Source organism: Micromonospora sp. NBRC 107095 (assembly GCF_030269705.1).
In the GTDB taxonomy this organism is placed as follows: domain Bacteria; phylum Actinomycetota; class Actinomycetes; order Mycobacteriales; family Micromonosporaceae; genus Micromonospora; species Micromonospora parva.
Genome location: NZ_BSTU01000001.1, coordinates 1,816,396 through 1,842,827, shown reverse-complemented (window position 1 = coordinate 1,842,827; position 26,432 = coordinate 1,816,396). Strand labels below are relative to the sequence as shown.

Genomic DNA, 26,432 nt, shown 5'->3' with positions numbered 1-26,432 from the left:
CGGGGGGAGGCGCGAGGGTGGGGGCATGAGCGGGGAGACACGGCACACGATCGGCGAGCTGGCCCGCCGGACGGGCCTGAGCGTCAAGACCATCAGGTACTACGCCGACAGCGGAATCGTGCCGCCGACGGACCGCAGCCCGGCCGGCTACCGACGGTTCGGCCCGGCGGCCGTGGCCCGGTTGGAACTGGTCCGCACGCTGCGGGAGCTGGGCGTGGACCTGGCCACCATCCGGCGGGTGGTGAACCAGGAGGTGCCGCTGCCCGAGGTGGCCGCCGCGCACGCCGAGGCGTTGGCGGTGCAGATCCGGGTGCTGCGGCTGCGCCGGGCGGTGCTGACCGTGGCGGCGCGGCGCGGGTCCAGCCCGGCCGAGGTGGACGAGTTGCATCGGCTGGCCCAGCTCACCAGGCACGAGCGCGGACAGCTGGTGGCGGACTTCCTGGGCAGCGTCTTCGACGGCCTCGACGACTGGCCCGCGTACCCGGGGGTGATCGTCTCGATGACACCGGAGCTGCCCGACGACCCCACCAGCGAGCAGATCGAGGCGTGGCTGGAGCTGGCCGAGCTGTGCCGGGACCCCGGGTTCCGGGAGCGGATGCGGCTGCTGGCACGGCAGCACGCCGCCGATCATGACGTCCCGGGGCTGCCCCGCCCGGACGCCGTCGCGGTGGTCCGGGACGCGGTGGCCGCCGCCCTGACGGCCGGCCTCGACCCGACCAGCCCGGACGCCGACCCGGTGGTCACCGCCGTCACCGGTCGGTACGCGCGCCTGCACCGTCACCCGGACGACGCTGACCTGCGCCAGCGGTTGCTCGACCGGCTCGTTCCGGCCAACGACCCCCGCCGGGACCGCTACCTCGACCTGTTGGCAGTGCTCAACGGCTGGTCGACCGGCGCGGCGACAGCGCCGGCGGTGGACTGGTTCATCAGGGCTCTGCGCGCCCGGATGCCCGAGCCGGCTCGTTGACCCGGCCGGGGCGACCCGCCCGTCAGCCGAACCAGGTCATCGCCTGGCCGTGGCCTCTGGCCCAGGCCACCGGCTTCCCGTCGAGCGCGAGAACGTTGTGCAGCGCATCGTTCGGCGGCGCGGGCAACGCGTCGTACCGGAGCACCTCCGGCCCCTCGTTCGCCACCCAGTGCCCCGGCAGCTCGCGGACCAACCGGACGAACGCCTCCCGGCGCGGGGCCGGCACCTGGTAGAGCACTGACGTGTGGAAGACCACGAGCGTCGCGTCGGCCGGTGCCCGCGCGGCCAGCGCCGGCAGGTCGTCCACCAGGTCGCCGCGGACCAGCAGCGGCGGGTCGGCCGCGGCGATCGCCGCCGCGGCGCGCAGCCGGGCCCGCCGGTGGGCGTGTTCCGGCCAGATCAGGGCGTCCAACCAGGACACGTCGTCGGGGTCGGTCACGTCGAGCGGGTTGAGGTCCAGGCCGGCCCGCCACACCACCTGGGGTACGCGTGCCGGCGGCACCAACCCGGTGGCGGCGCAGTCGAGGACCGGCTCACCGGAGCCGACCTGATGATCGCCGTAGCGGTACCCGTACCGGTCGGGGTAGAGGCAGAGCCCGGCCGACGCGCCGACCTCCAGCAGGGCCACTGGCTGTGGCAGCGCGGCGAGCAGCGGCAGCAGGACCGCGCAGCGGCCCGCCTCGTTGGTCTGGGTGGCCCGGGTGAGCATCTGCGCCTCGATGGCCGGCCAGTGCGTCAGCACGTAGTCGTGGAAGGTGACCGGGTCGTCCACCGGGCCGCCGAGCCAGCGGACGACGCCGAACAGCAGGTTCGGCTGCCGTTTGGCCGGCGGTAGCCCGTCGACCAGGGCCAGCAGTGCCTCGTCGTGGGCGACCGCCTGCGACAGGCGCTCGTACGTGGGCGACACCCCGCGCGCCTCCCGGCTACCGAACGCGGCGTACACCTCAGCGGTCGTCATCGGCTCATCGTCGCAGCCCATTCCTCGGTATTTCAGCCCCCATTCCCGTGCTCTGACTCACCCACCTCGTAGAGTTCTGCCGCGTCCGGGCCGTTGATCATCAGCTCAGCGGGCAGGGGCAACGGGGAGGAACAGGTCGTGCGGGGTAAGGGTGTCCGGGTACTGATCGTCGGCGGAGGTGTCGCCGGACTGGCGACGGTGGCCGCGCTGCGCGAGTGGGGCGCGACGATCGACGTGGTCGAGCGGGCGCCCGGGCCGACCGACGCCGGCACCGGGATCTACCTCACCGGCAACGCGACCCGGATGCTCGACGTCCTCGGTCTGCGCGAGCCGGTCGCCGACGTCGCCGTGGAGATCACCCGGCAGCGCAGCACCAACCAGCGCGGGCGTCGCCTCTTCGACATCGACGTGGCAGCGCTCTGGCGGGGCGTCGGGCCGTGCGTGTCGTTGCCTCGGGCACAGCTGCATCGGGCGCTGCTCGACGGCGTCGGCGACGCCCCGATCCGCTGGGGCCGCCAGCCGGTGGCACTGCTGCCGGAGGGCGACCAGGTCGCCGTCGAGTTCGACGACACCAGCACCGACCGGTACGACCTGGTGCTCGGCGCGGACGGGGTGCACTCGACCGTCCGCCGGCTCGCCTTTGACGGCCACGCCGCCCGCGACCTCGGCCAGTACGCGTACCGGTGGGTCGCTCCCCGGATCGACGACGAGCCGGTCTGGTCGGTGCAGTTGGGGCGCGGGAGGCAGTTCCTGACGATCCCGATCAGCGCCGAGCAGACGTACTGCTACTACAACGACGGCCCGGTGGCCGAGCGGCCCGGCTGGCGCGACGACCTGGGTGCGACGTACAGCGAGCCGGTGGCCACCATGCTCAAGGCCCTGGACTACGACGACAGCACCCTGCACGCCGGGCCGAACCAGGAGGTGGTGCTCGACTCCTGGGCGCGGGGACCGGTGCTGCTGATCGGCGACGCCGCCCACGCCACCTCGCCGAACATGGCCCAGGGTGCGGCGATGGCGTTGGAGGACGCCGTCGTGCTCGCCTCGTCGTTGGCCGCCGCCGATGCCGTCGCCGACGCGCTGCGCGCTTTCGAGGCGCGACGCCGCCCGCGGACGAACTGGGTGCTCAGCCAGACGCACCGCCGCGACAAGGCCACCGGGCTCCCGCCCGCGCTGCGCGACCTGGTGATGCGCCGCCTCGGCGAGCAGATGTTCCGCTCGAACTACGGGCCGCTGTTCGCCCAGCCCTGACCGGCGCTGCTCACGGCACCTGGCCCGGCCGGTCGACGATGGCGACCCGCAGGACCGCGGCGGCCGACTCCAGTGACTCCTTGCCGTTGCGGATCACCGAGTTGCGGGTGCCGAGGTAGACGTGGGAGTCCCGATCGAAGATGAGGTCCACGTTTCCACCGATCACACCGGGCATCCGAATCGCCACCCCGTGCCGGCCGGCGGCGTCCACCACGTCGCCGGATATGACGACCGCCCCGGGCTCCCGTGCCAGCACTTCGTACAGCGCCGCCAGCGCTCGGGGCGGCACGTAACCGCGGAGCATCGACCGCGCGGTGGTGTACGCCATGCTCTCGTCCCCGTACACGGCGTCCTCGTCGGCGCCTTCGGGAAGGTGCAGGTCGACCGGGTGTTGCCGGAGGTATCGCAGCAGCGCGTCCGGCTCGGTGGGCAGGTCGCCGTGGTACGCGGGCGGCTGGAATGCGTCGAGCTCCTTCTCGGGATCGCCGGCATCGTTCATGCGAAGCTCCCTCAGCCCGCTCCACCCGTTCGGATCGGCCTCGGGTCGGTACCGCCCCTGCGTGTACGCGACTCCGCCGGCCGACTGCCACAGTTGGTTCCGGATGGTCTGGTATGGGCCGCTGTCCGGCAGATCCCGGACAGTCGCCAGGATTTCCGTGAAGACGTACTGATCGGGCCGGGCGGTCAGTTCCGGCTGCTGCCGGGCCGCGTCGGCAGCCAGATGGAAGATCTCCGACGCGCTGGCCGTCGGCGGCGGCTGATCGCCGAGCCTCATCGTCTGAACCGCCAGACCACCGGCGGTCAGCGCGACCGCCAGCCCGACCGCTCCGGCGAGGCGCCAACCGCTGAGGAACCGGGCGCGGCGTCCTTCGGGACGGGCCGCCGACGCCGCCTCGGACCGTTGGGCGACGTGTGCGGTCAGGTCCCGAAGGAGTTGCTCCTCGAAGCCCCGGGGTGACCGTTCGATCTCGTTCATCGTCATCTCCGTCTCATCAGGCGAGGGTGGCGGCAGGGTGGGCGAGCACGGCGCGGACGACGCGGCGGGCGCGATGCAGGCGGACCCGGGCGGCGACCGGCGAGACCCCGAGCACCGTCGCCGCCTCCGCGATGGTGAGGCCGTCCACGGCGACGAGTTCGACAAGGATCCGGGTGTCCTCGGGCAACTCGCTCAGCGCCCGATGGGTGCGGCGGGCCGCCGACTCGGCGTCGATGCGCTCCTCGATGCGGGCGATGTCATCGGGGCCCAGGTCCCGCCGTCCGGCCAGACGACCGGTGACCCGCAGCCGTTGAGCCGCCCGACGCCGCTCGTCGCCGATGACGTTGCGGGCCACCCCGTACAGCCAGCCGATCTGGCTACCCCGGTCCGGTCGGTAGCCGGCCGCCGACTCGATCACCGCCAGGAACACGTCAGCGGTGAGGTCGGCGGCGAGGTGCGGGTCGTCGACCCGCCGCGCCACGAACCTGCCCACCGCCTCCAGGTGCCGCCGGTAGAAGACCTCGAAGGCCACCGGATCGGCCCCGATGCCGGAAATGTCATCATCGGCTCGGCCGGGCTCACTCACGGGCCGTCCTCTCTCGCGCCTTCACACCCCTTCTTCGTACGGCGGAGCGCGGGTGTTACGCCGGACTGCTGCTTTTCGCCCGGCGGGAACTCGGCGCTGCCGGTCCAGTTGGGCAACCACCCTGGTGATGCGGCATTATCGAAGCACCGGCGACTGGCGGCACGGGGATGGTGAAACCATCGGGGAGCCTCTCGCGGGCGTCGACCGCCTGGGCGCCTGCGTCGGGGAACCATCATGACCACGACCAGCCCATCCGTCGACAACCACAACACGTCGGGCACGGCCCGACTCCTGCCGGGCGCACCCGTCGCCGCAGCCGTCCTGGCCGAAACCGCCGCTGCCGCCACCCGCCTGCGCGAGCGCGGCATCACACCGAGCCTCGCCACCATCCTCGTCGGCGACGACGACGCCAGCGCCGGTTACATCGCCATCAAGCAGCGTCAGGCCGCCGCGCTCGGGTTCGACTCCCCGCACGTGCACCTGCCGGCCACCGCCACCCAGGCCGAACTGCACCAGGCCATCGCCCGATTCAACACCGACCCGGCCGTGCACGGACTGCTCGTGCAGTACCCCGTACCGGGGCACCTGGACTACGACGCCGCGCTGCAGACCATCGACCCGGACAAGGACGTCGACGGCATGCACCCGCTCAACATGGGACGCCTCGCCGTCGGCCTGCCCGGCCCGCTGCCGTGCACCCCCGCGGGCATCGAAGCCCTCCTGGCGTACCACGAGATCCCCGTCTCCGGTCGCGAGGTCGTCATCCTCGGCCGGGGTGCCACCCTGGGCCGACCCCTGGCGATGCTGCTCGCCCAGAAGCGCCCGACCGCCAACGCCGCCGTCACCGTCGTCCACACCGGCGTGCCCGACTGGGACCGCTACACCCGCCGCGCCGACATCCTCGTCGCCGCCGCCGGCGTACCCGGGATCGTGCAGCCTGAGCACGTCAAGCCCGGCGCGGTCGTCATCGGCGCCGGCGTCCGCTACGACGGGCGGCGCCTCCTGCCCGATGTGGACGAAGCGTGCGCCGAGGTCGCCGGCGCGATCACGCCCCGGGTCGGCGGGGTCGGCCCGACCACCGTCGCGATGCTGTTCCGCAACGCGGTACGCGCCGCCGAACGCGCGAACCAGTAGCCCGGTCGCCGAGATCACTTGGTGCTGAGCAGCCCGGTCGTCCACAGCTACTCGGCATCAGGTGATCCCACCAGCTTTCTGGATCAGACTCACCGGACCCAGCCCAGGAAGCGGCGGTGCAGCAGCCCGGCGGGCACCCAGGTCAGATCCTCGGCAGCCCAGACCAGGTAGGACCCCATGTAGAGGGCCAACGACACGGGCGCGCCCTCGAACTCGGCAGCCAGTTCGGTGCGCCGGGTCCGACAGGGCCAGGGCGCGGCGCAGCCGCCGCAGGTCCACACCGGAAGGACCGGGCCATGGGTGGTCACGACAGACCATCCAGGAAGCGCCGGGTGACCGACCGGGCGTGCCAGCGAGCCGCCCATTCCGCCTGATAACAGGGGTACGGGGACAGCCGCGCCCACCACCAGCGACAGCCGGCGCAGAGCCCGTCGACGCCGGGCAGGTGCACAGACAAGATTCGTCCGACCTGATCCTCGGTCACTCCTGCTCCTCCCCTGGCCAGTGGCCTCGCCGGATCGGGATGCGGTGCCGGGCACGACACGGCAGGTCGGCCCCGCATCGACAGATCCGCCGCCACCGCTGCCACGACCAGACCGGCCGATGCCGCCGAGCCAAGGTCAGCGCCACCGCCAGCAGGTAGTCGTCGTACGGCACCCGCGATCCCATAAGGCTCCAAAGTTGGACTCCTGTTTTGGAAGTGCAATCAGGCTAAAGTTGGACTCCTAAATTGGGAACCTCTTCGCGGCGTGTCGCGGTGACCGGCTACGGCCGGGCCATAATCAGCCGGTGGTGAACCCGACGATCCAGCGGCGGCGTCTCGGCCTTGCCCTCAAACGGGCTCGTGAAGGTGCAGGCAAGACGCAGGACGAGGCGGCCGGCGTCATCGATGCGGCAGCAAGCAAGATCAGCAGAGTTGAACTTGGACAGTCGGGCATCAAGCTCACCGACCTGAACCTGCTACTCGACCTCTACGGGGTCCGGGGTGATGACGCCGAGCCGCTACGCGACCTCGCACGAGCAGGGCGGCAACGCGGGCGCTGGAGCACCTACCGAAACGCCGTGCCGGATTGGTTCCGCCAGTACCTGGACCTCGAAGGCGATGCATCAGAGATCCGCTGGTATCAGCCTGAAGTCATCCCCGGAGTCCTTCAGATCGAGCCGTACATCCGCGCCATGAACGCGATCGCCCACCCACGCCCGCCGACCGACGAGGTCGACCGGCAGGTTGCCGTACGCAAGGAACGGCAGTCGATTCTGCGGCAGGACGACGGGCCTGACCTGAGCTTCATCCTCAGTGAGTCGGCGCTGCGCCGAAGCATCGGTGACGCGACGACGATGCGCAACCAACTCCTGCACCTGGCAGAGGTCAGCGAGCAGCCCAACGTCGCGCTTCAGGTGTTCCCGTTCAACGCACAGACCTACGAGACGGCCTCGTTCAGCTTCATCATTCTGCGCTTCGGGGACGACGCGGCAACGGACGTGATCTACGTCGAGACGTTCACCGACGCCGACTACCTTGACCGGCCGGACGCCGTACGGGCCTACACTCGACTGTGGGACCGACTCCGGGCAGCCGCTCTCGGGCCGGTAGAGTCGCGCAAGCTCATCCTGAGGATGGCTGACGACGTGGAGCGGCAACAGACCTGAGAGAGTGATCATGGAGACTTCGGATCGCCTGGTCTGGCGCAAGTCGAGCTACAGCGACAACAACGGCGGCGCTTGTGTCGAGGTCGCCGCACTGGATACGAGCATCGCGGTGCGCGACAGCAAGGATCCCAACGGGTCGACCCTTCGCTTCACGAGAGGCGCCTGGGCGGGGTTCGTACGTAGCATCCGGTAGCTCCCCGGCCGCAATACCTAGGGCAGCAGGCATGCCGTGCCCTCGGCCGGCCCCTAGCAGTGGAGGCCCCACGGTCAGGGGCAGCGGCGTGCCGTGCACTCGGGGTGGCGCAAGAGCCTCCAGCGGCGGCAACGGCGCCCATGTCGAGATCGGATGCGTTCACCGGCCCGACAAGGGTTCATAACGACGGGGCCGCGCCGATCACGCTCTGCGGTTCGATCACCGCCCTGAAACGTCCAACTAAGACTGGCGACGGCCGCCCTCCTCGCTGCTGTCGGCGTTCCAGTCCGACCGGCGGCCCAGTGCGCACCTAGGATCAGGCTGTGAGGCGACCGCGCTTGTACGGACCTGGCGAGTTGGCCGCCCTGTTCAACGTGTCGCGGCAGCGGGTACTGCAGATCACACGCCGACCTGGCTTCCCTGAGCCAATCGCCCGCCTCATCGGGACGACCATCTGGGACGCGGACGAGGTGGACGAGTGGGCCAAGCACAACCGCCCACCACGCCCAACCGAGGGCGACGAAGAGGGCTGATCCGGCGGCGCCTATCGGCACGCCACGCCGGACCGGTTCCGCCAGTGACGTTCCGTTACAGCCAGCAAGCCAGAACCGGGTGTAGGGCACATCCGCTTCTGCCGATAAGCGGATGTTCGCGGCGGCCGCGATGATCAAAGATGTTGGCCATGAGCCACGAGCACCACACCTTTCATAACCCTCCGTCGGCAACGCCCGCCGATGTGCGGAGGGCTCTCGACCGCAACGACATCGTCGGGGCTTCGGATGCCATGGTCGGATGCGCGTTGTACGGCGACGGCGACTGGAGGGTGTCGCAGGAGCTCTACCTGAACCTGCTCGATCACCATGACCACCAGGTGCAGGCGCTTGCAGCCACTTGCCTCGGGCACCTCGCGAGGGTCTACGGTCAACTCGACGAAGATCGTGTAGTCCCCGCACTCCGCCACGTGCGCGCCAGGCCTCACGTCAGGGGGACTGCCGGCAACGCCCTAGAGGACATAGAGGTCTTCTTGCATCCTCGGCGTGGGCACCTGTGGCGACTGATACGACCGTGGACCTGGTTCTAACGCAGTTTGGCGCGCAAAAAGTCTTCAGTGGTCACGGACCCGGATGCAGGCGGGACGTCCACGTTCACTGATCTGCCGCTCCCGGCGTGCTGGCGTTCTTTACCGCAGGTGACGCACAGTGACGTATGACTACCTCTCCTGCTTCGGCTTATCGTGTCGTACCTGCCGATCAACTCGTTCTACGAGCCGCGGTGTCGGCCTTCCTGGGCCGCTATCGCGGCCAGACGCGCGCCCATACCGAGTCCGACCTGCACGTTTTCCTCCGCTGGTGCAGCGACCACGGCCTTGGCCCGCTGACGGCGGTGCGGGTGGACATCGAACGGTACGTGCGCTGGCTGCAGGACGTACGCCGGTATCAACCCTCGACAGTGTCCCGCCGGCTGTCGGTCGTGGTCGGGTTCTACCGGGTCTGCGTCATCGACGCCATCCTGGAGCACTCGCCTGCCGACTATGTCCGCCGGCCCACGGTGCCGGCTGAGTCGCCGACCCTCGGACTGGGTCACCTGCAGTTCGAGGCCCTGATCACCACCGCCCGTAAGTCCTCGAATCCGAACGACTTCGCCCTGGTCGCGCTTCTGGGCCTGCTCGGGCTGCGGATCTTTGAAGCCTGCGGTTCGAATGTCGCCGATTTGGGCGAGGAACACGGCCACCGGGTCCTACGGGTGCGCGGCAAGGGCGGCAAGGTCGTACTGGTCCCGCTGCCACCCGCGGTGGCTCGGGCCATCGACCGGGCTGTCGATGAGCGCACCAGCGGGCCGATCCTGCGGAACACCCACGGTCGACGGATAGACCGGCACGCCGCCACCCGCCGACTCAAGCACCTCGCCGACACGGCGGGGATCCGGATGCCGAGGATGCACCCCCACATGCTGCGCCACACCTTCGTGACCACCATGCTCGACGCCGGCGTCAGCCTCCGAGACGTGCAGATCGCCGCCCGCCACGCCGACCCCCGAACCACCATGCGCTACGACCGAGCCCGCAAGAACCTCGACCGCCACCCCAACTACATCCTCGCCGCGTACATGGCCTCCGGGACGTAGCAAACGCTCGCGGCTCTGCCGATGAGCGGGCACCCCGACTAGCGTGCACACATGGCCGAGTCTTTGGACCTCTCGAGTCCGGCTTCGCGTCGGGAAGCGCTCCGGATGGTTGACGTAGATGATCCCGGCCCTTACCACGCGATGCTCCGAGAGATCTTCGACCTCGAAAGGGCGTGGCGCGAAGGCCCGGACGTGGGCGAGAGCGACGAGTACGAGCAGGTCTACGTAACGGCCTTTCTGCTGTTCCTAATCGGCGATCCCGCGGACTCACCCCGCCTGTATGGGGCGAAGTTCCGCACGGGCGACATGGACCTAGGCATCGGCTTCGACGCCCAGGCCATCTTCGGAGCGGGCCGGGGCGACACGCTTCAGTGGCTCTTGGAGAACGGATACACCGACGAGCACGCGCGTCTGTCTGAGTGGTTGTCGCAGTCGGAAGACCCGTAGATTGAAGACTGGGCTCGGCACGTGCGCGATTACTTCTACTCACCGGACGGCGTGCTGCTCCTGGATCCGCTCTAGACACGCCCTGGCCAGCAGGATCCGTCCGCTCATGCCGCTGACCATCTTGCCTGGTCGAGTTCGGAGGATCGCGGCTCAGTTCAACCGGTGTCGGCGGTACTGCGGGGAGAGCTCGCCGACCTCGATCCCATTCTCGTCGAGCGCGTTGTAGATCGTCAGCCAGCCATCGGCGAATCGCAGGCCCAGCGCCACGGTGCCGTCCGCCAGGTCGCCCCCGGTGTACTCCAGGAGCTCCACCGCCTCAAGGCGCTGCCCGCGTCGAGCAGCCAACGGCGCGGGAGCATCGTCGCGCCACCGCAGGCGGAAGCCATCCGATGTCGGCCATATCGGCGCCCGGGTCACGTCGATTGCGCACCAGGTGATCGACAGATCGTCGAACTTCTGATGGTTGGTCTCCAGGCGCTCCTCATCGAAGTCGAGCACCACCGGGCAGTCGGCGAACCACGAATCGTCGTCGTCATCCCAGACCACCCAGGTAGACGTCAACCTGCGGCCGACAAGGCCCCGCAGTCGCTGAGCGTCACGACTGGTGACGTCAGCGATTCCGTGGCGCCAGTCTGGCTGGTAGCCGGGGATACCGAAGTTGAACGTCATCGAGGCAAGGTAGTCCTGATCCGGACAATCCGCGACGGGGTATCCGGGTCTGCCGCGAGGTGTTCACGGGCAGATCAGTCGAACCAGTTGAACAGCAGGTCACCAAGACGGCCCGGACAGTGGTAGGCGACATCCCGACGTTCGTCGTCGGTAAGCACCCGGAGGTGCCGATCTTCGATCGGTTGCTCCAGCTCCGCCGCGGTGGCAACCCGCAACCCCGCTCGGCGATAGATCTCCCCGCCCGGGACCTCAGCGAACACCAAGTTGATCAGATGACGATCTCGCTGTTGAGCCGCAGCAACCAGGGCGGCTGCGGAGTTGAGAAGAATCCACAACGGCTTGCCGCCACCGAGTCGCGCACTGATCCGGTAATAGTTTTGGCCAACCGTTGGTTCCTCGGCCGAGGTGGTGACCGCACCACCGGCTCCTCTGATGCTCTCGTGCACCGACGCGAGCCATGCGGCACACGCCACCGGGTCAGGGCGCGGTGTGGTCACTCCAGCTCGAAGCAGATCGACTATGGGCACGCAGGGCATCATCCTCGATCGCAGCGGTGTCTCTACGGCCGGAGCCTGGGAGCGAGCGCTTCCGACTGAATTTCATTACCTGGCATCCTGATCTGCCGCCGAGTGGTCGCTACGACGACTGGTTCTGCCGAAGCGGCTGGCAGGCCGCGGCCGCGAGTATCGACGATTTTCACCGCATGCTATGGACTGCGCAGGCGATCTCCTGCCGCAGCAGCGTCGCCTCCTCGTCGCGGTCGCACAGCAGCAGCACCTTGAACGGGACGCCCTTGCCGTCCGGCTGGCCGAGCGGGCGCGCCCAGTGATGAACGGCCCGCGACAGGATCCGGAACAGCGTGTGCTGATCGTCGGCACTGCTCGACAGCAACCGGGGCGCGTTGTCGACAACGATCAGATACCCGTCCGCAGGCAACCAGTTCAGATCACGGAGACAGTCGGACAACGCGTCCCAGTTCCAGCCGAAGTAGCCGGGAAAGAGCAGGGCGTCGGAGAACTCGTAGAAGGCGTGGTCCGCATCCGTCATCCTCGTTCCGTCAAGCCGGGCAACGACGAATCTGCCCGTTGCCGGTAGCACCGCCGCCAGCTCGACCAGGGCACTACGCGAGCAGGCCGCGAGCTGATCAGTGGAGCCGTTCCACCAGTTGTTTATCATTCAGCCCCACGGTCGACATAGTTCCACGAGCTCAGCGGCCTCGCGCACGCCTTGTCTCCCATGGTCTTCAGTGTGCCCGGGAGGCAGCACCGCACGACGGGCAGGCCTCGACCGTATGACCGGATCTGCCGCTGGCCGGGCGTCGCGGCGCCCGGTCGTGCCGATGAGCGGATTATGCCAGGAAACGGTGGCAACGTCTCCGGCCTACAGGTGAGCTATCCACGGGTGGCCCGGGTGAGCGACACCCAACGCCGAGCGGAGCCACGCCCGAGGGGCCGGTTCAAGGAGGGGCAGGCAGGCTTCGAAATCTGCTTGGTCCTTCGGTCTGAGGCCCGGGGCCTTGTGGAGTAATTGAACCTCCGGCCGAAGGTAGGAGATGTCTTCTCGGGTCCAGAGGATCTCGTCGGCCGGGAGGTTGATTCGGGCATCGCGCTTGTACGTCCACCTCGTCGAGGTGATGTCCATGAGGATGACGTCGTATTCCCACGGGTCCGCGCCGCTGGTCCGCAGCCATAGATTGCCGCACGTCGCAGGGAGCAGGTCGTCCTGGCCGAAGAGTGGGCGGAGGGCGCCATCGTCTGCCGCCCACACGTCGAGCCGCCCGGAAAGGTGCTGGCGCAACGCTGCGACGTCGGAACGCGGGATGCTGGGATCTAGGTCGTCGTGCTGACGCGGAGAGTTCGTGAACGCCTCGATGGCCCAGCCGCCGGCGACCCACCAACGGCCGCAGTAACCCTCGAACAGCTTGGCAGCGTCCCGTGGGGTGCGGACCTCCCACGGCCCGTACAGCCGAACGATCTCGTCGTGGTCGAACACTCGGTGCAGAGTAAACGAGAAAGGTGCTGCCGACGAGCGCACTCTCATGCCGCGATCCGCGTGGCCCGGCTGACCAGCCGGAACGGTGAGCGAGCAGCATTCAGCCGAAGCGATCCGGGTTTGCGCTTCGTGTCACGCTGCCCCGATCGGATATCCCATCGCGGCGATGTCCGCGTAGAGCCCGGCAACGGTTGCCTTCGGGTTAACAGCTTGCACGACGACGTCAGTAAGCGGACGGTGCGCGACGACGTGCTCGACCACCGCCGGGGCGACCTCGATCTCGTAGTAGTCCTCGGCGAACGCGACGTACCGGTCGACGATGTCGTCGAGCAGGATCTCCAGCAGGTCAGAGCCGTCCGGGGCGTTGCTGTCGTACGGTCCGCGGAGCGCAGGGAACGTGATGGCTTCGCCGGCGTGCCAGCGGTCGTCACCGGAGAGCCGCCACAGGACAGCAGTGGCGACGAACTGGCCTTCCTCATCGCCGAACGCTGGTTCCTCGATCTGCGGACGAAACTCCGCCGGGAGACCGTCAAGCAGTCCGGGCCACAGCTCGTGGTCCGGATCGCGATAGGGCGTCATCGCCGACTCATGGTCAAACACGCGGATGAACGCGCCATCGGCGGTGAACACCGCTGTCCACTCGTCGCCGCTGCCGTTGTTCATCAGTGCCGCCTCGTCGTCACCCCAAGATCGGGTGTAGGCGTAGTAGGGCTCGCCCTCGTCGACGATGCACTCCAGCACGGCGAGTGCCTTGCAGCGGTCCCGCAGCACGTCTATGGAGGGCAGTCTGGCGGCGATGTCGTACACAGTCACCCGCTGAACCTACGCCCAAGCACCGACACCCGAGACTCGGTGAGAATGCACGCGCATAGCCGCTGGCCGAGCGCTTACCTCTGCACGCTTCCGAGGATGGAAAAGCCTGGAAACGGCGCTGCCCCGGCCTCCCAGAAGGGGAGCCGGGGCAGCGCTTATTGCGTACGTCAGCTGCAGCCGCTGGTGGAGCCGCAGCCCTCGCAGACGTAGCAGCTACCGGCCGGGCGCATCTTCGTACCGCAGGTGAAGCAGAGCGGTGCGTCGGCGGCCTTGCCGATGACGGCCTCCAGCAGTTCGGTGCTGGAACCCACGCTCGGGGCCGGCTTGGCGGCGGCCACGTCGGCCATCTCCTGGGCCGGCTGGGCGACCGCCTCGGTCTTGGCCGGAGCCTCCACCGGCGCGGACGACACCGGCGCGGACGACGCCATCGCGGTGAGGTCCGCACCGGTGACGGCGGCGGCCTCCGCGTCGGCTTCGGCCCGCAGCTGGGCGGCCCGCTCGCTGGCGGTGAAAATGCCCAGCTCGGCGCGGCGCTCGTAGGGCAGGAAGTCCAGTGCCAGGCGACGGAAGATGTAGTCCATCACCGAGGCGGCCATCCGCACGTCCGGGTCGTCGGTCATGCCGGCCGGCTCGAAGCGCATGTTGGTGAACTTGCTGACGAACGTCTCCAGCGGCACGCCATACTGGAGGCCGATGCTGATGGCCACCGAGAAGGCGTCCATCACGCCGGCCAGGGTGGAGCCCTGCTTGGACATCTTGAGGAAGACCTCACCGAGGCCGTCGTCCGGGTAGGACGACGCGGTCAGGTAACCCTCGGCGCCACCGACGGAGAAGCTGACCGTCTCGGACGGGCGCTTCTTCGGCAGGCGCTTACGCACCGGCCGGTACTCGATGACCTTCTCGACCGCGGCGGGCGCGGCCGTCGCGGTCTCGACGGCGGCCGGCTCGGTGGCCTTGTTGTTCTTGGCCACCGAAAGCGGCTGGCCGACCTTGCAGTTGTCGCGGTAGATCGCCAGCGCCTTCAGGCCGAGCTTCCAGCCCTCGAAGTAGATCTTCTCGACGTCCTCGACGGTGGCCGCCTCCGGCATGTTGACCGTCTTGGAGATCGCGCCGGAGACGAACGGCTGGATGGCCGCCATCATCCGCACGTGGCCCATCGGGGCGATCGTCCGCTCGCCCATGGCGCAGTCGAAGACCGCGTAGTGCTCCGGCTTGAGGCCGGGGGCATCCACCACGTGGCCGTGGTCGGCGATGTGCTCGACGATCGCCTCGACCTGCTCCTCGGGGTAGCCGAGGCTGCGCAGGGCCCGCGGAACCGTCTGGTTGACGATCTGCATCGAGCCGCCGCCGACCAGCTTCTTGAACTTGACCAGCGCCAGGTCCGGCTCCACGCCGGTCGTGTCGCAGTCCATCATGAAGCCGATGGTGCCGGTCGGGGCCAGGACGCTGGCCTGCGCGTTGCGCCAGCCGTTCTTATCACCGATCTTGTTGCCCTGGGTCCACTGCTTGGTCGCCTCGCGGACGATCGCGGTGGCCACCGGGCTCGTCGGCTTGATCTCGTCGTTGGCCGCCGCGTGCTTGCGCATGACCCGCTTGTGCGGCTCGGCGTTGCGGGCGTAGCCGTCGTACGGGCCGACGACGCCGGCCAGCTCGGCCGAGCGGCGGTAGGCGGTGCCGGTCATCAGCGAGGTGATCGCCGCGGCGACCGAGCGGCCCTGGTCCGAGTCGTACGGCAGGCCGGTGGCCATCAGCAGGGCGCCCAGGTTGGCGTAGCCGATGCCGAGCTGCCGGTAGGCGCGGGACGTCTCGCCGATCTTGTCGGTCGGGAAGTCCGCGAAGCAGATCGAGATGTCCATCGCGGTGATGACGAACTCGACGGACTTGACGAACTTCTCCACCTCGAAGCCGCCGTCGGCGCGGAGGAACTTCATCAGGTTGAGCGAGGCGAGGTTGCACGAGGAGTTGTCCAGGTGCAGGTACTCCGAGCACGGGTTCGACGCGGTGATCCGGCCGGTCTCCGGGCAGGTGTGCCAGTCGTTGATCGTGTCGTCGTACTGCAGGCCCGGGTCGGCGCACTCCCAGGCGGCCTGCGAGATGGAGCGGAACAGGTTCTTGGCGTCGACGGTCTCGATCACCGAGCCGTCCAGCCGGCCGCGCAGGTCGAAGCCCTTGCCGTTCTCCACCGCCGACATGAACTCGTCCGAGACGCGGACCGAGTTGTTGGCGTTCTGGTACTGCACGCTGACGATGTCGGAGCCACCGAGGTCCATGTCGAACCCGGCGTCGCGCAGCGCGCGGATCTTGTCCTCCTCGCGCGCCTTGGTGACCACGAACTCCTGGATGTCCGGGTGGTCCACGTCGAGGATGACCATCTTGGCCGCCCGGCGGGTCGCGCCACCGGACTTGATGGTGCCGGCCGAGGCGTCCGCGCCGCGCATGAAGCTGACCGGGCCAGAGGCGTTGCCACCGGAGGAGAGCAGCTCACGGGACGAACGGATGCGCGACAGGTTGACCCCGGAGCCGGAGCCACCCTTGAAGATCAGCCCCTCCTCCTTGTACCAGTCGAGGATCGAGTCCATCGAGTCGTCGACGGCCAGGATGAAGCAGGCGCTGACCTGCTGCGGCGACGGCGTGCCGACGTTGAACCAGACCGGCGAGTTGAAGCTGAACACCTGGTGCAGCAGCATCCAGGTCAGCTCGTGCGCGAAGACCTCGGCGTCGGCCGGGCTGGCGAAGTAGCCGTACTCCTCACCGGCGGTGCGGTAGGTGCTGACCACCCGGTCGATCAGCTGCCGCAGCGACCACTCCCGCTCCGGGGTCCCCACCGCGCCCCGGAAGTACTTGGTGGTGACGATGTTCGCCGCGTTGACGCTCCACGACTCCGGGAACTCGACCCCCCGCTGCTCGAAGTTGATCGAGCCGTCCCGCCAGTTCGTCATCACGACGTCCCGGCGCTCCCAGGAGACCTCGTCGTACGGGTGGACCCCCTCCGTCGTCCACACCCGGTCGATCTTCAGCCCCGCGCCTGCCTTGCTTCGTGAACGGCTAGTTGTCACGCCGTCGCCCCCCTCGTCTGCGCGGTGCCCCACCGCGCGTCCCAATCTCTCGAAAAACCGTGAAGACTCAGCTGGTACGGCCGGCGGCCTCAACCGCATCGGCCCGGCCCTGCTCCCGGGCTCGCGCCGCGGCCCGCAACGTCTCGATCTCGCGCTCGAAGTCGGCGAGCGAGTCGAACGAGCGGTAGACGCTGGCGAACCGCAGGTAGGCGATCTCGTCCAGGTCGCGCAGCGGACCCAGGATCGCCAGGCCCACCTCGTGACTGGGGATCTCGGCGGCTCCCTTGGCCCGGACCGTCTCCTCCACCCGCTGCGCGAGCAGCGCGAGGGAGTCGTCGTCCACCGGCCGGCCCTGGCACGCCTTACGCACCCCGCCGATGATCTTGGTGCGGCTGAACGGCTCGGTCACCCCGCTGCGCTTGACGACCGCGAGGACCGCCTCCTCGACGGTGGTGAACCGCTTGCCGCACTCCGGGCAGGAACGCCGCCGTCGGATGAGCTGGCCGTCGTCGGCCTCCCGCGAGTCGACCACCCGGGAGTCAGCGTGCCGGCAGTACGGACACCGCATCGCCCACCTCCTAATAATGATCAACTGCGAGCACACCGGACACTCCCGGGCACGACTCACCGCGACGGTGCCATCCTCGGATGACGCCCGCCGTGATCGACGTTACGGGAGTGCGGTCGGTAGTCGAACCCAACCTGTAGGCAACTTACGCCCGTGTCACTACTACATCTAGGGGTCGACCGTATGTCGCCGAGGAAGCCGGGTCAAGTTGGCCGGCGTGTCCGGCGCGTCACGGACCATCCGGCCATCCACGCCCAGCAACGCGCCCGAAGACCCAACGCCACGACCCCGCCACGGTTATCGGCCGGGGAGCCAGAACCGGGCCGAAAAACAGCCGATGATCGAACACCAGTTCTACCTGACGTACCATTTATCAGAACATCCGTACGAGCGGAGCGCTTTTTCACCCCGACACGCCGGTGAGAGGTCGTACAGATGTTTGAAAATGACTGATCTCACCTATACGGTCATGAACAACGTGGCACCACCGCACGCACCACGAGCCGACGAGGCACCCAGCGCCGACCAGGGAGGACGGACGTGACCGAGGACCGGGCCAGCCGGCCGAAGAGCCCGCAGCAGATCACCGAGGCGGGCCCGCCGGCCACCCGACGCCGCAGCGCCGCGCGCAGCCGGACGGGCCAGCCCGCCGTGCGCCCGGTCACCCCGGTGGTCAGCGCCTTCCCCGACCCGGCGACGGTCGACCTGACCGCCCGCCAGCGTCGCATCCTGGAGTTCATCCGCACCTGGGTGGAACGACACGGCTACCCGCCGAGCGTCCGCGAGATCGGCGAGGCGGTCGGCCTGGTGTCGCCGTCCAGCGTCGCTTACCAGCTCAAGGAGCTGGAAAAGAAGGGCTTCCTGCGCCGCGACCCGAACCGGCCGCGCGCGGTGGACGTCCGCGCCCCCAGCGAGGCGATCGACGACGAGCTGTCGAGGGCACAACGACCCACCCCGGCGTACGTGCCGATGCTCGGTCGGATCGCCGCCGGTGGGCCGATCCTCGCCGAGCAGGCCGTCGAGGACATCTTCCCGCTCCCCCGCGAGCTGGTGGGTGAGGGCGAGGTCTTCATGCTCCAGGTCAAGGGCGACTCGATGCTCGACGCGGCGATCTGCGACGGCGACTGGGTGGTCGTCCGGCAGCAGCCGACCGCCGACTCCGGCGAGATCGTGGCGGCGATGCTCGACGGCGAGGCGACCGTCAAGACCTACCGGCGGCGCGACGGGCACGTCTGGCTGATGCCCCAGAACCCTGCCTTCGACCCCATCCCCGGCGATGACGCCACCATCATGGGCCGGGTCGTGGCGGTGCTCCGCCGGATCTGACCGATCGGCGGGTGGGTGCCGACGGCGCTCACCCGCACCGCTCGTCACGGGCGGGTGAGCGCCTCAGCGCTGATCAGTAGCGGTCGCCCCGGTGACCGCGACCGCCACCGGGATACTGCCCGTACGGGTCGATGGGCGCGTCGTCGTCGCGTCGGCGAGCGGGCCGCTGACCCCGGTAGTCGGGCTCCTGCCCACCGCGTCGGGGCGGCTCCGCGCGACCGGGTTGACCGCCGTCGCCACCGCCGTACACTCCACCGCCGGGACGACCACCGCCCGCGCCCTGTGGGCGGCCACCGCCACCGTGTGGGCGACCGCCGCCAGCCGGAGGCCGACCGCCACCAACCGGTGGGCGAGCGCCACCACTGACGGGGGGCCGACCGCCGCCGCCGGCCGGTGGACGTCCGCCGCCGTACACGCCGGCGGCGCCCGGTGCCGGCGCACCGTAGCCACCATCGGCCGGGGCCGGCCGAGGGCCACCGCCGTACACGGCACCACCCGCCGGGGCCGGGCCGCCGCGACCCGCGCCCCCGCCGTAGACCGCGCCGCCGGCCGGCGCGCCGCCACCGTAGACACCGCCCCTGCGATCGTCGTCGGCACGGCCACCGCGCGGGCCGAACGGGTCGTCATCGGGATCCGAGGTGTCGGACGGGTCGGCGGTCGGCGGGCGACGCCGCGCACGAACGATGCCGAAGATGCCGGCGGCGACCAACAGCAGGCCGATCAGCCCGACCGCGCCGACCATGTACGTGATGTCGTCGAGGCTCAGCCCGTCCGTCCAGGACTTCGAGGCGGCCGGCTTGTCACCCTCCTCCGGGGCCAGTGGCACCGCGGTGGAGGTGGACGGGGTGTAGCTGAGGATGTCGAGCGGCTCGTCCTCGGTGAACCGGCCCGCGTCGGACACGGTGAGGAACGACTTCCCGTCCGGGGTGTAGCTGATGGCCTCACCGAACGGGTCGGCCAGCGGCGTCACCCGCGGCTTGCCGGTGGTGAGCGCGGCCACGATGTCACCATCGGTCACGTCGAACTCGAAGGCGTCCGCGTAGGTGCGCAGGACCACCCGGGAACCGTCCGCGGTCCGGGACGCGCCGGTGATCGCGATCCGGCCGAACGTGTTGAGGGGGTTCTCCGTCTGGGTCTTCGGCAGCGTGAAGTCGCCGGCCTTCTGCATCGGCACCGGGTCGGTGTCCCCGCTCTTCAGAGCCGCCGACGGCGTGTAGATCTCGGCCTTGCCGCTGGTCACCTTGGTGATGATCAGCGGCTTCCCGTCGTCGCCGATGAGCAGCGCCTCGGCGTCGTGCGGTTTCTCCTCGGGGTAGGAGAGCCGGTGCAGCGTCGGCTTGGAACCGGTGACCGGCATCGACCAGAGCGCGACGCGGCTGCGGCGCTCCTTCGAGTCGGGATTGTCACCGGTGTCGGCGATCCAGAGGGTGCGGCCGTCCTTGGACAGGGCTAGATCCTCGGTGTCGGACGGACCCTGCCCCGAGTAGCGGACCGGCTCCTTCGCGATCTTGCACTTGCTGTCGAGGAAGAAGATCCGCTTGCGTGCCGCGACCTCGGTGCCGTCGTTGATGACGATGAAGCCGGTCTTGGTGGCGACCAGCCCGGACAGCTCCCGCAGGCGCTCGTCGGTGATCGTGCATCGCTTCTGGCCAGGATTGGCGGCGGGCGGCCCGGACGCCCCGGGGGCGGGAGCCGCCGCGGCGACTCCGGCAAGCGCCACGGTTGCCCCGAACAGGCCGAGGGCAACCGTGACCGAGGAAACAACGCGGCGCATTCGGCCAGTGTCGCATGCCGCGCGTTTCGTGTGGATGACGCCGTGGCCGGTCAGGACCGGCTGCCGGCCACCTGCTCCTGCCGTTCCACGTCGAACGCCGCCAGCTCCGCCGCCAGCTCCGCGCCGACGCGCACATGCAGCAGGGTGCCCTCCGGCAGGTGCGCCGTGCTGAGCACCTCACCCGTGCGGTGCGCCCGAGCCACCAGGTCACCCCGGTCGTACGGCAGCACGGCCCGGACCTCCACGGCCGGGCTCGGCAGCCGCTCCTCGATCGCCGCGCGCAGCTCGTCCATGCCCCGACCGGAGTACGCGGACACGAAGATCGCGTCCGGCCAGAGCCGCTTGAGACGCAGCAGCGTGTCCTCGTCGGTGGCGTCGGTCTTGTTGACCACCAACAGCTCGGGCAGCCGGTCCGCGCCCACCTCGGCGAGCACCTCGTGCACCGCCCGGACCTGCTCCTCCGGATCCGGGTGGGTGCCGTCGACGACGTGCACCACCAGATCCGCCTCCGCTACCTCCTCCAGCGTCGAGCGGAACGCCTCGACGATCTGGTGTGGCAGGTGCCGGACGAAGCCGACCGTGTCGGAGAGGGTGTAGAGCCGACCGTCCGAAGCGGTGGCCTTGCGGGTCGTCGGGTCCAGCGTGGCGAACAGCGCGTTCTCCACCAGCACGCCCGCGCCGGTCAGGCGGTTGAGCAGGCTGGACTTGCCGGCGTTGGTGTAGCCGGCGATGGCGACCGCGGGAACGGCGTTGCGGGAGCGCCGGGCGCGCTTGGTCACGCGTACCGTCTTCATGCTCTTGATCTCGCGACGCAGCCGGGAGATGCGGTGACGGATGCGCCGCCGGTCGGTCTCCAGCTTGGTCTCACCGGGACCACGAACACCCACACCGCCGCCGGCGCCGCCGCCCCGGCCGGAACCACCGGTCTGCCGGGAGAGCGTCTCACCCCAACCGCGAAGTCGGGGCAGCAGGTATTCGAGCTGGGCCAGCTCGACCTGCGCCTTACCTTCCTTGCTCTTGGCGTGCTGGGCGAAGATGTCGAGGATCAGCGCCGTCCGGTCGACAACCTTGACCTTGGTGCGCTGTTCCAGGTTGCGCAGCTGCGACGGGGACAACTCACCGTCACAGATGACAGTGTCGGCGCCGGTGGAGAGCACCACCGCGCCCAGGTCGTCGACCTTGCCGCGGCCGATGTACGTGGCCGGGTCGGGTCGGGTCCGCCGCTGGATGAGCCCTTCGAGCACCTGCGAACCGGCGGTCTCCGCCAGCGCGGCCAGCTCGGTCAGGGAATTCTCCGCGTCGGTGACTGTGCCTTCGGTCCAGACGCCCACCAGGACGACCCGCTCCAGCCGCAGCTGACGGTATTCCACCTCGGTGACGTCGGTGAGCTCGGTTGACAGGCCCGGGACGCGTCGGAGGGACTGCCGCTCCGACAGCTCCATCTCGCCGGTGGTGACGTCGTCGAGCTCGTCCTCGACGGGGACAAAGCTCTCCTGGTCTCGCAAGCGGTTCTCCTGTCCGTTTTGATAAGTAGAACGTAATCCTGACATGACACAACGCCGAACGCACCTGCTATATGCCCATGGTGAAGGTCGCCAAAAGTGGGGGCGAATGCTGGCCGGCACCGACAACCCGGTAGAAATGCGGGCGGCGGCCGAGCGGCCGCACAGCCGTTACGGAGGGATCCCGTGGCCATCACCCGACTGCCCAGCGCCGGATTTTCGATCACCATCCGGATCGCCGTGACCGCGGACGCCTCCTCGATCGGCCGGCTCACCACCTCCGTCGGCGAGGCCGGGGCGATCGTCACGGCGCTGGACGTGGTGGACTCGGACCCGACCCACGTGATCGTCGACCTGACCTGCGACACCGCCGACGCCGGTCACGCCGACCAGGTGGTCGACGCGCTGACCGCGCTGGACGGCGTGGACGTGCGCAAGGTGTCGGACCGGACGTTCCTGCTGCACCTCGGCGGCAAGATCGAGGTGACCTCGAAGGTCGCGCTGCGCAACCGCGACGAGCTGTCGCGCGCGTACACGCCGGGGGTGGCCCGGGTCTGCATGGCGATCGCCGAGAACCCGGCCGACGCCCGGCGACTGACCATCAAGCGCAACACCGTCGCGGTGGTCAGTGACGGCTCGGCGGTGCTCGGCCTGGGCAACCTCGGCCCGGCCGCGTCGCTGCCGGTGATGGAGGGCAAGGCGGCGCTGTTCAAGCGCTTCGGCGGGGTGGACGCCTGGCCGGTGGTGCTGGACACCCAGGACACCGACGAGATCGTGCAGATCGTCAAGGCGATCGCTCCGGCGTACGGCGGCATCAACCTGGAGGACATCGCCGCGCCGCGCTGCTTCGAGATCGAGGCCCGGCTGCGCGAGGCGCTGGACATCCCGGTCTTCCACGACGACCAGCACGGCACCGCGATCTGCGTGCTGGCCGCGCTGACCAACGCGCTGCGCGTCGTGGGCAAGCAGCTCTCGGACGTCCGGGTGGTCGTCTCCGGCGCCGGCGCGGCCGGGACCGCGATCATGAAGCTGCTGCTGCGCCAGGGCGTCGGCGACATCATCGCGTACGACCGGGAGGGTGCCCTGCACCGTGGGCTGACCGGGCTCAACTCGGCCTGGCAGTGGCTGGCGGAGAACACCAACAAGGAGAACTACTCGGGTGACCTGCCCGGCGCGATCCGGGGCGCCGACGTGTTCATCGGGGTCAGCGCGCCGAACCTGCTCACCGGCGAGGACATCGCGCAGATGGCGAAGGACTCGATCGTCTTCGCCCTCGCGAACCCGGACCCGGAGGTCGACCCCCGGGAGGCACGCAAGCACGCCGCTGTGGTCGCCACCGGCCGCTCGGACCAGCCGAACCAGATCAACAACGTGCTCGCGTTCCCCGGGGTGTTCCGCGGCATGCTCGACGCGCACGCCGAGGAGTTCACCGAGGAGATGGCCATCGCGGCGGCCCAGGCCATCGCGGACGTGGTCGGCGAAGACAAGATCAACCCGACGGTGATCGTGCCCAGCGTCTTCGACTCGCGGGTCGCCCCGGCGGTCGCCGCCGCCGTCCGCGCCGCCGCGCACAACCCCAGCCCCCTCCCGGCCGCCGACCCCGGCCCGGCCGACCTCCCAGAGATCGCGGCAAACGCCAGCGCAACCCCGTAAACCCCGCCCACCCCTCGAAGCCCACCCACCCCGCTCCGTCGATCATGAAGTTGTTGTCACGACACGCCGAGCCGGCTGGCAACAACTTCATGATCGACGCGGCGTCCCCAACGGGGTGAGGGGCGGGTGGAGGGGGCGGGGCAGGTTGGTTTAGGGGTGCAGGGCGGTGGGGTTGATTTCGCCGGTGGCTACCAGGACGGCGGGGCCGGAGAGCCAGCAGGAGTTCTCGGTGACGGTCACCGTGAGACGACCGCCGGGCACGTCCACGGCTACCACTCCGGTGTCCCGGCCGGCGTCACGCAGAGCCACCGCGCCCACCGCGCAGGCGCCGGTGCCGCAGGACAGGGTCTCGGCGCTGCCGCGCTCGTACACCCGCATCAGGGTGTGCCCGTCGGTGCCGTCGACCGGGTCGCCCGCCACGATGAACTCGACGTTCACCCCGTTCGGGAAGACCTCCCTGTCGAACCCGGGCGCGACGGTCAGGTCCAGCGCCGACAGCTCCACGCCGGCCGGCAGGACGCAGACCAGGTGCGGGTTGCCGACGTCCACCACCGCGCCGGTCAGGGTCAGCCCGCCGAGGGTGGCGGCAGAACTGTCGTACACCCGGGGTCGGCGCATCTCGACGGACACGGCGTCGCCCTCGACCAGGGCGCGCACGACGCCGGCCCGGGTGGCCACCGGCAGCGCCGCACCCGCGGGCGTGGCCAAGCCGGTGTCGAGCAGGTAGCGCACGAAGACCCGGGAGCCGTTGCCGCACATCTCGGCGAACGAGCCGTCGGCGTTCCAGTAGTCCATGAACCACTCGGCCTCGCCGGCCTGACCTGCCCCGTCCGGATGCTTGGCCGCGCGGACCACCCGTAGTACACCGTCCGCGCCGATGCCCCGACGGCGGTCGCAGAGCGCCGCGACCAGCTCCGGGGTCAGGTCGAGCTGACCGTCCGGGTCGGGAAGGAGGACGAAGTCGTTGCCGGTGCCGTGGCCCTTGGTGAACTCCACTCCCCCATCATCGCGCAGCGGCCGGCACCAGGCGCAGGGCGGCCCCGATCAGGTCCGGGGTCGTCGAGTCCAGCCAGTGGATCCGCGGGTCGCGCCGGAACCAGGACCGCTGCCGGCGGACGAAGCGCCGGGTGGCCCGGACCGTCTCGTCGTGCGCCTGCGCCTCGGTCAACTCGCCGGCCAGCATGCGCAACACCTGCTGGTAGCCGAGCGCCCGACTCGCCGTGCGCCCCTCGGGCAGCCCGCGCCCGACCAGCTCGCGGGTCTCGGCGACCAGGCCGTCGGCCCACATCCGGTCCACCCGCAGCGCGATCCGCTCGTCCAGCAGCCCGGTGTCCAGGTCGACGCCGAGCTGCACCGACGGGTAGTACGGCGTGGGCTGCGGCAGCGAGGCGGTGAACGGCGCGCCGGTCAACTCGATCACCTCCAGGGCCCGCACGATCCGCCGCCCGTTCGCCGGCAGGATGCTCTCGGCGGCGGCCGGGTCGGCGGCGCGCAGCCGCGCGTACAGCGGGGCCGGGCCGACCTCTGCCAACTCCCGTTCCAGCCGTTCCCGCAGCGCCGCGTCGGTGCCCGGGAACTCGAAGCGCTCCAACACCGCCCGCACGTACAGCCCGGAGCCACCGACGAGCAGCGGCACCCGCCCCCGGGACAGGATGTCGTCCACCGCCGCGCGGGCCAGCCGCTGGTACTCCGCGACGCTCGCCGGCTCGGTGACCTCCCAGATGTCCAGCAGGTGATGCGGCACACCGTCCCGCTCGGTGACAGTCAGCTTGGCGGTGCCGATGTCCATGCCCCGGTAGAGCTGCATCGAGTCGGCGTTGACCACCTCCCCGTCCAGGGCGTGCGCCAACGCGATGCTCAGCGCCGACTTGCCGGCCGCCGTCGGGCCGACCACCGCGACGACCATGCCGCTGGTCACGCCCGCTCCCAGGACGCCACGAAGTAGGCCACACCGTAGGGGACGGAGTCGTGCAGCAACTCGCCGCGCCACGGTGAGCCGGCCGCGCGGGCCGCGCCGGCCAGCACCTGCCAGGGGGCGCGACCGGCGGCCTTCAGCTCCGCCGACACCACCGGGTCGAGGTCGAGCAGGGCGTCCAGGTCCGCGTCGGCCAGCGCCGCGGCAACCCCCTGGTCGTACGGGAGGGCACGCGCGTCGTCGTACCCGGGTGCCTTCTCTCCCCGGCAGGCCGAGCCGTCCCCCAGCACCAGCGCCGCCACCCGGTCACCCGCGGCGCCGACCTGGTCGGCGAGCGCGGCCAGCTCGGCCGGGCCGGCGTCGGCGGCCACCTGCACGGCGGTCACCGGGGCCTGGAGGGCGTGGCGACTCAGCAGCCACGCGCCGATGGTCAGGCTCAACGGCAGCACCGCGCCCCGGTCGGGCTGGCCGGACACCAGCGGCACGTCCAGGTCGACGCCCCACGGCTGAAGGGACCCGGTCGCCGGGGTGCGGATCGGGCCGGTCACCGGGCCGGTGCCCAGCAGCACCACGACGTCCGGATCGGTGGCCACCAGCCGGCGTACGGCGGCGTCACAGGCCGCCCGCAGATCGTTCAGCTCGGGGGCCGCTGACCCGGCCACCTCGGGCACGAGCAGGGGCGGATGCGGGCAGACGGCGGCGGCGACCAGTGGCACCCTGTCACCGTAGCGGGAATCCCCGGTGCGTCTCCGAGCCGATCCGGTCATTCGGCCCCTAGGACACCGTATGGTCACGGTCGGCGATAGGCGCTCGACGCGGACCGGGTGAGACCTGTGACAATGCCGGAAGTAACTTGGCTGCGCCGTGGCGGCGACGGG

General features: G+C 69.9%; 28 protein-coding genes and 1 riboswitch. Of the genes, 11 read left to right on the top strand and 17 right to left on the bottom strand.

Features of this window, described 5'->3' with window-relative positions; translation table 11 throughout:
* The first annotated feature begins 25 nt into the window (after positions 1-25).
* Positions 26-967, top strand: coding sequence for a MerR family transcriptional regulator (locus QSK15_RS08645; protein WP_285793668.1), 942 nt, complete (start codon positions 26-28; stop codon positions 965-967).
* Between the two features lie 22 nt (positions 968-989).
* On the opposite strand, the gene QSK15_RS08640 is transcribed toward QSK15_RS08645, so the two are convergent.
* The gene (locus QSK15_RS08640; protein WP_285793667.1) at positions 990-1,925 is read right to left on the bottom strand and encodes a DUF2332 domain-containing protein; all 936 of its coding nucleotides are present in this window, start codon (positions 1,923-1,925) and stop codon (positions 990-992) included.
* Between the two features lie 138 nt (positions 1,926-2,063).
* Between QSK15_RS08640 and QSK15_RS08635 the strand changes: the two genes are divergently transcribed.
* Positions 2,064-3,176: an FAD-dependent monooxygenase gene (locus QSK15_RS08635; protein ID WP_285793666.1), complete on the top strand. Its 1,113-nt coding sequence runs from the start codon at positions 2,064-2,066 to the stop codon at positions 3,174-3,176.
* Between the two features lie 10 nt (positions 3,177-3,186).
* Here the strand turns inward: QSK15_RS08635 and QSK15_RS08630 are convergent, their stop codons facing one another.
* Both QSK15_RS08630 and QSK15_RS08625 read right to left on the bottom strand, forming a co-directional pair.
* Positions 3,187-4,152 carry a CU044_5270 family protein gene (locus QSK15_RS08630; RefSeq protein WP_285793665.1) on the bottom strand — a complete coding sequence of 322 codons (966 nt, stop codon included), beginning with the start codon at positions 4,150-4,152 and terminating at the stop codon, positions 3,187-3,189.
* Positions 4,153-4,168: 16 nt separating this feature from the next.
* Complete coding sequence (locus QSK15_RS08625; protein ID WP_285793664.1) at positions 4,169-4,738, bottom strand: RNA polymerase sigma factor; 570 nt, start codon at positions 4,736-4,738, stop codon at positions 4,169-4,171.
* A 139-nt stretch (positions 4,739-4,877) separates the two neighbouring features.
* Positions 4,878-4,959: riboswitch (ZMP/ZTP riboswitch) on the top strand.
* 13 nt (positions 4,960-4,972) lie between these two features.
* Between QSK15_RS08625 and QSK15_RS08620 the strand changes: the two genes are divergently transcribed.
* Positions 4,973-5,872 (top strand): bifunctional 5,10-methylenetetrahydrofolate dehydrogenase/5,10-methenyltetrahydrofolate cyclohydrolase, encoded by a 900-nt coding sequence (locus QSK15_RS08620; protein ID WP_285793663.1) that lies wholly within the window; start codon positions 4,973-4,975, stop codon positions 5,870-5,872.
* A gap of 89 nt (positions 5,873-5,961) precedes the next feature.
* Here QSK15_RS08620 and QSK15_RS08615 read toward each other — a convergent pair whose 3' ends face one another.
* Positions 5,962-6,180 carry a hypothetical protein gene (locus tag QSK15_RS08615; protein ID WP_285793662.1) on the bottom strand — a complete coding sequence of 73 codons (219 nt, stop codon included), beginning with the start codon at positions 6,178-6,180 and terminating at the stop codon, positions 5,962-5,964.
* Complete coding sequence (locus QSK15_RS08610; protein ID WP_285793661.1) at positions 6,177-6,356, bottom strand: hypothetical protein; 180 nt, start codon at positions 6,354-6,356, stop codon at positions 6,177-6,179. The genes QSK15_RS08615 and QSK15_RS08610 overlap by 4 nt, the downstream gene beginning before the upstream one ends.
* Positions 6,357-6,661: 305 nt before the next feature.
* Here QSK15_RS08610 and QSK15_RS08605 point away from each other — a divergent pair, with 305 nt between their 5' ends.
* The 6 genes from QSK15_RS08605 (at position 6,662) to QSK15_RS08580 (ending at position 10,286) form a co-directional block, all read left to right on the top strand.
* Positions 6,662-7,522, top strand: a complete 861-nt coding sequence (locus tag QSK15_RS08605; RefSeq protein ID WP_285793660.1) for a helix-turn-helix domain-containing protein — start codon at positions 6,662-6,664, stop codon at positions 7,520-7,522.
* Between the two features lie 10 nt (positions 7,523-7,532).
* A complete protein-coding gene (locus tag QSK15_RS08600) occupies positions 7,533-7,715 on the top strand; it encodes a DUF397 domain-containing protein (protein ID WP_285793659.1) in 183 nt (60 codons plus the stop codon).
* Positions 7,716-8,038: 323 nt separating this feature from the next.
* A complete protein-coding gene (locus QSK15_RS08595) occupies positions 8,039-8,248 on the top strand; it encodes a helix-turn-helix transcriptional regulator (protein ID WP_285793658.1) in 210 nt (69 codons plus the stop codon).
* Positions 8,249-8,397: 149 nt separating this feature from the next.
* Positions 8,398-8,796 (top strand): hypothetical protein, encoded by a 399-nt coding sequence (locus tag QSK15_RS08590; RefSeq protein ID WP_285793657.1) that lies wholly within the window; start codon positions 8,398-8,400, stop codon positions 8,794-8,796.
* Between the two features lie 191 nt (positions 8,797-8,987).
* Complete coding sequence (locus tag QSK15_RS08585) at positions 8,988-9,839, top strand: tyrosine-type recombinase/integrase (RefSeq protein WP_285793656.1); 852 nt, start codon at positions 8,988-8,990, stop codon at positions 9,837-9,839.
* Positions 9,840-9,890: 51 nt separating this feature from the next.
* The gene (locus QSK15_RS08580) at positions 9,891-10,286 is read left to right on the top strand and encodes a hypothetical protein (protein WP_285793655.1); all 396 of its coding nucleotides are present in this window, start codon (positions 9,891-9,893) and stop codon (positions 10,284-10,286) included.
* A 150-nt stretch (positions 10,287-10,436) separates the two neighbouring features.
* Here the strand turns inward: QSK15_RS08580 and QSK15_RS08575 are convergent, their stop codons facing one another.
* The 7 genes from QSK15_RS08575 to nrdR form a co-directional block, all read right to left on the bottom strand.
* Positions 10,437-10,955: a hypothetical protein gene (locus QSK15_RS08575; protein ID WP_285793654.1), complete on the bottom strand. Its 519-nt coding sequence runs from the start codon at positions 10,953-10,955 to the stop codon at positions 10,437-10,439.
* Positions 10,956-11,029: 74 nt separating this feature from the next.
* The gene (locus QSK15_RS08570; RefSeq protein ID WP_285793653.1) at positions 11,030-11,401 is read right to left on the bottom strand and encodes a hypothetical protein; all 372 of its coding nucleotides are present in this window, start codon (positions 11,399-11,401) and stop codon (positions 11,030-11,032) included.
* 250 nt (positions 11,402-11,651) lie between these two features.
* Positions 11,652-12,131, bottom strand: a complete 480-nt coding sequence (locus QSK15_RS08565) for a barstar family protein (RefSeq protein ID WP_285793652.1) — start codon at positions 12,129-12,131, stop codon at positions 11,652-11,654.
* 204 nt (positions 12,132-12,335) lie between these two features.
* Positions 12,336-12,947: a hypothetical protein gene (locus QSK15_RS08560; protein WP_285793651.1), complete on the bottom strand. Its 612-nt coding sequence runs from the start codon at positions 12,945-12,947 to the stop codon at positions 12,336-12,338.
* Positions 12,948-13,079: 132 nt separating this feature from the next.
* Positions 13,080-13,760, bottom strand: coding sequence for a hypothetical protein (locus QSK15_RS08555; protein WP_285793650.1), 681 nt, complete (start codon positions 13,758-13,760; stop codon positions 13,080-13,082).
* Between the two features lie 167 nt (positions 13,761-13,927).
* On the bottom strand, positions 13,928-16,816 hold the full coding sequence (locus tag QSK15_RS08550) for a vitamin B12-dependent ribonucleotide reductase (protein WP_502889517.1): 2,889 nt from the start codon (positions 16,814-16,816) through the stop codon (positions 13,928-13,930).
* Between the two features lie 67 nt (positions 16,817-16,883).
* Positions 16,884-17,384, bottom strand: coding sequence for a transcriptional regulator NrdR (gene nrdR, locus QSK15_RS08545; protein ID WP_210858234.1), 501 nt, complete (start codon positions 17,382-17,384; stop codon positions 16,884-16,886).
* A gap of 540 nt (positions 17,385-17,924) precedes the next feature.
* Here nrdR and lexA point away from each other — a divergent pair.
* Entirely contained in the window at positions 17,925-18,710 is a 786-nt protein-coding gene (lexA, locus tag QSK15_RS08540) for a transcriptional repressor LexA (protein WP_091400540.1), read from the top strand.
* Positions 18,711-18,783: 73 nt separating this feature from the next.
* Here the strand turns inward: lexA and QSK15_RS08535 are convergent, their stop codons facing one another.
* On the bottom strand, positions 18,784-20,484 hold the full coding sequence (locus QSK15_RS08535) for a hypothetical protein (RefSeq protein WP_285793648.1): 1,701 nt from the start codon (positions 20,482-20,484) through the stop codon (positions 18,784-18,786).
* Positions 20,485-20,534: 50 nt separating this feature from the next.
* The gene (gene hflX, locus QSK15_RS08530; RefSeq protein ID WP_279519430.1) at positions 20,535-21,989 is read right to left on the bottom strand and encodes a GTPase HflX; all 1,455 of its coding nucleotides are present in this window, start codon (positions 21,987-21,989) and stop codon (positions 20,535-20,537) included.
* Between the two features lie 183 nt (positions 21,990-22,172).
* Here hflX and QSK15_RS08525 point away from each other — a divergent pair, with 183 nt between their 5' ends.
* Positions 22,173-23,639, top strand: coding sequence for an NAD-dependent malic enzyme (locus QSK15_RS08525; protein WP_285793647.1), 1,467 nt, complete (start codon positions 22,173-22,175; stop codon positions 23,637-23,639).
* Positions 23,640-23,789: 150 nt separating this feature from the next.
* Here the strand turns inward: QSK15_RS08525 and dapF are convergent, their stop codons facing one another.
* The 3 genes from dapF to QSK15_RS08510 are packed head-to-tail and all read right to left on the bottom strand — an operon-like array spanning position 23,790 to position 26,321.
* Positions 23,790-24,635, bottom strand: coding sequence for a diaminopimelate epimerase (dapF, locus tag QSK15_RS08520; protein WP_285793646.1), 846 nt, complete (start codon positions 24,633-24,635; stop codon positions 23,790-23,792).
* A gap of 7 nt (positions 24,636-24,642) precedes the next feature.
* Positions 24,643-25,545, bottom strand: a complete 903-nt coding sequence (gene miaA, locus QSK15_RS08515; RefSeq protein ID WP_285794360.1) for a tRNA (adenosine(37)-N6)-dimethylallyltransferase MiaA — start codon at positions 25,543-25,545, stop codon at positions 24,643-24,645.
* Positions 25,546-25,553: 8 nt separating this feature from the next.
* Positions 25,554-26,321 (bottom strand): class III extradiol dioxygenase subunit B-like domain-containing protein, encoded by a 768-nt coding sequence (locus QSK15_RS08510; RefSeq protein ID WP_285793645.1) that lies wholly within the window; start codon positions 26,319-26,321, stop codon positions 25,554-25,556.
* Positions 26,322-26,432 lie beyond the last annotated feature (111 nt).